Here is a 5,598-nt window from a genome sequence, read left to right as displayed (position 1 = left end):
GCCGACGAGACGAAGCTTCTGCGCAAGCTCTTGAAGCGCTCCGAGAAGAGCCTGACCAAGGCCTGCCTCGCCGATGCCGCCGAGCTTTTCGGCGACAGCCCGAAACGCTCCGCCAAAAGATTGGCTCGCAAGGCGCGCGACGACCTCGCCGCGCCGCAGGAAGAGGCGAAAGCGGCGTGACGCTGCGCTTTTTCCTTCTCCCCTGGGGGAGAAGGAGAAGGCGCTACGCCGGCAGCGGCCGTCTTCCTTTCGCCCCAGCATCCGCCTTTGCCCCCGCATCGCGCGGATGCGGGCAGATCGGCATGATCGCCGGGAACGGCGTCGCGCCGAAGGCGAAGGTCCATTTGTAGCCGGTGAGCTGGTCCTCCGGCGTGGTGTGCTGGTCGTGATGGGCAAGCAGCCGGGCGCGTTCGGCGAGCTCGTCGGCCTCGCGGCGCAACATCTCGGCCGTTTGCGGCCGCATCCGCCGGGAAAAGCTGATGAAGGTCGCGCCGTGCTCCATATGGCCGAGCGCCCAGCCGACGAAATTCTTGTTGGTCATTTCGAAGTGCGGCTTCAGCGGCCCTTCGAAATCCCACTGGATGGGCGTGTCGACGAGCAGCCTTGCCGACAGGCCGCGCCCCAGCGCCACCAGCCCGAGCTCCTCGAGGTCGCGCAGATAGAGGAACATCGAGGCCTCGCTCAAGCCCTGCGAGCGCATGATGCCTTCGGCCGTGAATTTCTCCGACAGCATGATGAAGACGAAGAGCAGCGCCGGCCGCGCCGCCAGCCTGCGCTCGATCTCCGGCGAAACGCGGTTGGCCGGACCCGGTCCGCGATTCATCGCGCCGAGCACGTTCTCCAGCTCGACGTCCGCCGCGGCGCAGATCTCCATCAGCCGGTCGAGCTTGCAGTTCCGCTCATGGAAGATCCGCTTCACCGTCGGCTCGGAAACGCCCATGCGCTCGGCGAGCGTCCGGTAGGTCAGGCCCTTGGCCTTCAGCGTCCGCTTCAGCGCCTCGAAGATCGGAGCGTTCATGGAATGCACCTCATTCGCGCGATTTCGTATCGATAAGCGATACTAGCGTCGAACCGTCTTTCCGAAAAGTATCGAAAAATTTAGCTCTCCTTCGTCACCACAGGAGAGCACCATGAACACCCTCATCGCTTCGACCGTCATCGCCGTCGCCGGCATCGCGGCGGCTCCGGCTGCGCAGGCCGGCGAGCTCTGGCGCGCCGCCGGCTTCGAGCAGCCGGAATCCGTGCTTGTCGACGCCGCCCACAACCGCATCGTCGTCTCCAACATCGCCGGCGATCCCGGCGCGGCGGACGGCAACGGCTATTTGTCGCTTCTGTCGATGGACGGCAAGGTCATCGCCCGCCACTGGGTCGACGGCATGGATGCGCCCAAGGGCATGGCGATTTCCGGAGGCAGGCTCTACGCCGCCGACCTCACAAAGGTGCTCGTCGTCGATCTCGCCAGCGGCAGGCTGGTCGAGACCATCGACGTGCCGGGCTCTGTCTTCCTCAACGATATGACTGAGGACAGCGCGGGCAAGGTCTATGTCAGCGACATGCTGGCCGACACGATCTACCGCATCGACGGCGACAAGCCGGAGCTGTTCGTCAAGGATGCGCTGCTGGCCTCGCCCAATGGCGTGTTCGCCGATGGCGACCGGCTGATCGTCGCGTCCTGGGGGAAGGGCATCAACAAGGCCGATTTCAGCACCGCCGAGCCCGGCGGACTGCTGTCGGTCGACCTCGCCACGAAGACGATAACGCCGCTCCCCGGCGCGCAAAACTTCGCCGACCTCGACGGTGTCATCGCCATTGGCGGCACCATCTACGCCACCGCCTACATGACCGGCACGCTTTACAGCTACAAGCCAGGCGGCAAGCGGGAAGCGGTAATGCAGTTCAAGCCGGGCAGCGCCGATATCGGCACGGACGGCAAGGCGACCATCTATGTGCCGCTGATGGGCGAGGGCGAGGTCGCGGCGCTGTCACTGGATTGAGCCAGGCGGAAGTGATCGTGTCCCGCCAGCCTTCGAATTTCGCCGATCGGGATTGGACCGGCCATATAGGCGGCGCTGCCATCTGGTAGCGCTGTCGGCTCCGGGATATCCGGCTGCCATGAGCCAAGCCGTGAAGACATCCAGCCTGACCGGCGCCGTTTCTACGACCATCCCCGTGCTCACGTGCGCGCTGGCGATTTTCCTGCTGTCCGGCATGGATGCGGCCATGAAGTCGCTGACAATAGCGGTCGGCGTCTACAACACGCTGCTGTGGCGCAGCATGGTCTCGACCCTGGTCGCCGGCGCCGCCTGGTCGGCGGGGCCACGCTCGAAGCCGCGCCTTCCGGTGCTGGGCCTGCATGCGTTGCGCGCCGCGATTGTCGGCGTCGTCCTGGTCTCGTTCTTCTGGGGACTCGCCAGGCTGCCGCTCGCCGAGGCGATCGGGCTCAGCTTCGTCGCGCCGCTGTTTGCGCTCTTCCTCGCGGCGCTGCTGCTGGGCGAGCGCATAAGGCGGCAGGCGATCTGGGCGTCGCTTGCCGGCATCGCCGGCGTCGCCATCATCCTGTCCGGACAGTTCGGGCGGGAAAGCTACTCGCAGGATGCCGTGCTCGGCACGGCGGCGGTGCTCGTATCGACGGTGTTCTACGGCTACAATCTGGTCCTCGCCCGGCAGCAGGCTCTACTGGCCAAGCCGGTCGAGATCATGCTGTTCCAAAACCTCTTCGTTGGGATCATCCTTGGTTGCGCAGCACCTTGGCTCGCGGTTGCGCTGCCGGGAGATCTCTGGCTGCCCTTGGTCGGGGTGGCGCTGCTGTCGCTCGCCGGGCAATTCCTGATGAGCTGGTCCTACGCCCGTGCCGAAGCGCAATATCTGATCCCGACCGAATACTCGGCCTTCATCTGGGCGATCGCGCTTGGCTGGTTCTTCTTCGGCGAGAAGCTGGCCTGGACCACGTTGGCCGGCGCATGCCTCATCGTCGCCGGCTGCCTGATCGCCGCGCGCGCCAATCCGAAGCTTGCCGAGCCGATCGAAGCGGCGATGTGAGGCGATCTTCCAGGCCGGCGGCTTAACCTTGCGGGTTCTGCGCCGCGGCGGCCTTGAGGCGCACGCCCCTGCCGCCGCGCTCGCTGGCCTGGTTCTCGCCGATCAGCTCCACGCCGACATCATCGAGCGCCTGGATGACCTTCATCAGCGTGTCGACCACGCCCCTGACGACACCGTCGCTCGCTTCCATGCGCTGGATCGTGGGCAGGGAGACCCCGGCGCGCTCGGCAAGCGTCTTCTGGTCGATGCCGGTCAACGCCCGCGCGGCGCGCATCTGTGCGGCAGTGATCATCGGCCGGAACCTGTTTCTGAAAATATGAAAGATGTATATTTTAGATATTACAATGTCTCAAGCATCATTTTGAATGCTTCAGCCATCGATATCGCTGTCGGCCACAACTTTGCGCCGCTGCAGCAGCCGTGCCGCGAGCCAGCACAGCATGGCCCAGGCGAAGCCAGCGCACCAGCCGGCAAGCACGTCTGACGGCCAGTGCACGCCGAGATAGACGCGGCTGGTGCCGACCAGCACGGTGATCAGCACGGCAAGGCAAAGCACGAAGATCTTCGTCCGGCGATCCGGAAGGAAGCGCGCCGCCAAAGAGCCGAGCGTCAGATAGGTCACCGCCGACAGCATGGCGTGTCCGCTTGGAAAGGACAGTGACGTTTCGGTGGCCAGGTGCGAGACGAGATCGGGCCGGGGCCGGTCGACTTCGTGCTTGAGCAAGGTGGAAAGCACTTGCCCGCCCGCCACCGCCGCGAACACGAACAGCGCGGTCGAAGGCCTGCGGATCAAGATGAGATAGACGATCGTCGCGGTCGTGATCAGCACCAGCACGACGGTGCTGCCGAGCGCGGTGATGTCGCGCATCGCGCCCTGCAGCCAAAGCGGACCGATCGGGCTGTCCGGCTGCCCGGCATGGCGGAAGGCAAGCAGGATTTCGGTGTCGAAGGCGTGCGGCGTCGTCGCCCGCGCCACCTCCATCAGTTCTTCGAAACCCCATAGCCCGCCGGCGATGATCAGTCCGGCCAGAAGCAGGGGGAATTCGATCTTGGCAAGCAGCGCGCCGACGGATGGCTTCATGAGAGGCTCGAGGGTTAGAGCTTCTGCATATAGGGCCCAAGCGTGATCAGGGCGACGGCGGCGATCGCCAGCACCATGCCGGTCGCCTGGAAAGCATTGAGCCGTTCGCCGAAAAAGGCGATCGCCACGACATTGACCGCGACAAGCTGGATCACCGCCGACAGGCTGAACGCCACCGACATGCCGAACTCGCGCACCAGCCTCAGCATGATCAGGTTGCCGGCGGTATAGAGCGCCAGCGTCACAAGGAGCTTGGCCAAGCTCGGCGCCAACCCCCATTGCTTGGCCGCCATCGCCGCCAGCAGGAACATCACGGTCGAAATACCGAGCTGCGCCAGTCCCCAGAAACTCACCTGCCGTCCCCTTTTGAAGCGCCGTCGCCACGCCGGCCGCAGCCCTTGTTTCCGAACCGGGCGAAGCCGTCAAGCTGGCGGTGTGGGGGCGAAGGTCGCGGCAAGCCCCCTTCTCCCCGTCACTATACGGGGAGAAGGTGCCGGCAGGCGGATGAGGGGCGGCGCCAGCGTTGGCCATCAGCATTACACGCAGGGGCTGTCTTTGAAGACATCATTATAGCGCCACTGTTTGCCAGCTCGGCGCCGCCCCTCATTGCCCAGCCGGGCATTTCTCCCCGTATAGTGACGGGGAGAAAGGGGCTGATGTCCGAACCGGATAGATAGGTAACAGAATGGACCGATTAGATGGGTGACAGTTTTCTTGCCAGCCGGGAGGACCGGCGATGGTTTGGCGAGAGACTGGCATCATGGATGAGCGGCTTCGTTTTGTTGTTGAATGCCTAGCTGGCGAGGAGACGATGACGCAGCTTTGCGCGGCCTTCGAGATCTCACGCAAGACCGGCTACAAATGGCTTGGGCGTTACCGGGAGACCGGGCCGGAAGGCCTGCACGACCGGCCGCGGGCGCCGCTCGATCACGGCCGAGCAACGGCAGCCGAGCTGGTGGAGCGGATCGTGGCGGAGAAGGAAGCGCATCCGCTGTGGGGGCCGAAGAAGATCATGGCGCGGCTGAAGCGGGCGGAGCCCAGTTGTGGCTGGCCGGCAGTCTCGACAGCTGGCGAGATCCTGAAGCGGCATGGTCTTGTGGGACGCCGGCGCCGGCGCTGGCGGGCTGTGGGCAATGGGCCATGGCCGGAGCCTGCGGCGCCGAATGCGGTGTGGACGGTAGACCACAAGGGCTGGTTCCGGACCCGTGACGGCTGGCGCTGCGAGCCATTGACGGTGATGGATGCATTGAGCCGCTACCTGCTGGGGCTCGAGGCGACGGGCTCGACGGCCGACGAGGAGGCGTGGCCGGTGTTTGAGCGATTGTTTGAGGAAAACGGTCTGCCGGATCGCATTCGAAGCGACAATGGCCCACCCTTTGCGTCGGCCGGCGTCACAGGGCTGACGCCGCTGGCAGTGCGCTTCATTAAGCTCGGCATCGCCCTGGAGCGCATCCAGCCAGGCAAGCCGCAGCAGAACG

The 5,598-nt window shown here is 65.1% G+C and carries 7 protein-coding genes and 1 pseudogene; 4 read left to right on the top strand and 4 right to left on the bottom strand.

The genetic code is table 11. The features are described from left to right. Positions 1 to 180: pseudogene (locus EOA24_RS25695) on the top strand (CHAD domain-containing protein); the annotation flags it as partial. Between the two features lie 43 nt (positions 181 to 223). Here EOA24_RS25695 and EOA24_RS25690 read toward each other — a convergent pair. Then, entirely contained in the window at positions 224 to 1,018 is a 795-nt protein-coding gene (locus EOA24_RS25690) for a helix-turn-helix transcriptional regulator (RefSeq protein WP_245463430.1), read from the bottom strand. Positions 1,019 to 1,130: 112 nt separating this feature from the next. Between EOA24_RS25690 and EOA24_RS25685 the strand changes: the two genes are divergently transcribed. Continuing rightward, a complete protein-coding gene (locus tag EOA24_RS25685) occupies positions 1,131 to 1,994 on the top strand; it encodes an SMP-30/gluconolactonase/LRE family protein (protein ID WP_127410187.1) in 864 nt (287 codons plus the stop codon). A 118-nt stretch (positions 1,995 to 2,112) separates the two neighbouring features. Beyond that, positions 2,113 to 3,039: a DMT family transporter gene (locus EOA24_RS25680; protein ID WP_126080264.1), complete on the top strand. Its 927-nt coding sequence runs from the start codon at positions 2,113 to 2,115 to the stop codon at positions 3,037 to 3,039. Positions 3,040 to 3,061: 22 nt separating this feature from the next. Here the strand turns inward: EOA24_RS25680 and EOA24_RS25675 are convergent, their stop codons facing one another. The 3 genes from EOA24_RS25675 to EOA24_RS25665 all read right to left on the bottom strand — a co-directional run bounded on the left by EOA24_RS25675 (position 3,062) and on the right by EOA24_RS25665 (position 4,473). Further along, entirely contained in the window at positions 3,062 to 3,331 is a 270-nt protein-coding gene (locus EOA24_RS25675) for a helix-turn-helix transcriptional regulator (protein ID WP_126080263.1), read from the bottom strand. 78 nt (positions 3,332 to 3,409) lie between these two features. Further along, entirely contained in the window at positions 3,410 to 4,120 is a 711-nt protein-coding gene (locus EOA24_RS25670) for a phosphatase PAP2 family protein (RefSeq protein WP_126080262.1), read from the bottom strand. Between the two features lie 14 nt (positions 4,121 to 4,134). Continuing rightward, positions 4,135 to 4,473, bottom strand: a complete 339-nt coding sequence (locus EOA24_RS25665) for a hypothetical protein (RefSeq protein WP_042637321.1) — start codon at positions 4,471 to 4,473, stop codon at positions 4,135 to 4,137. A gap of 383 nt (positions 4,474 to 4,856) precedes the next feature. Here EOA24_RS25665 and EOA24_RS25660 point away from each other — a divergent pair. Next, positions 4,857 to 5,598, top strand: a 742-nt coding sequence (locus tag EOA24_RS25660) for a helix-turn-helix domain-containing protein (protein ID WP_133374608.1), incomplete at its 3' end; no start/stop codon positions are given.

This window comes from Mesorhizobium sp. M2A.F.Ca.ET.039.01.1.1 (assembly GCF_003998035.1).
Classification (GTDB): Bacteria; Pseudomonadota; Alphaproteobacteria; order Rhizobiales; family Rhizobiaceae; genus Mesorhizobium.
Note: the sequence above shows the minus strand (reverse complement) of the source record. Positions and strands in the feature narration are given on the sequence as shown.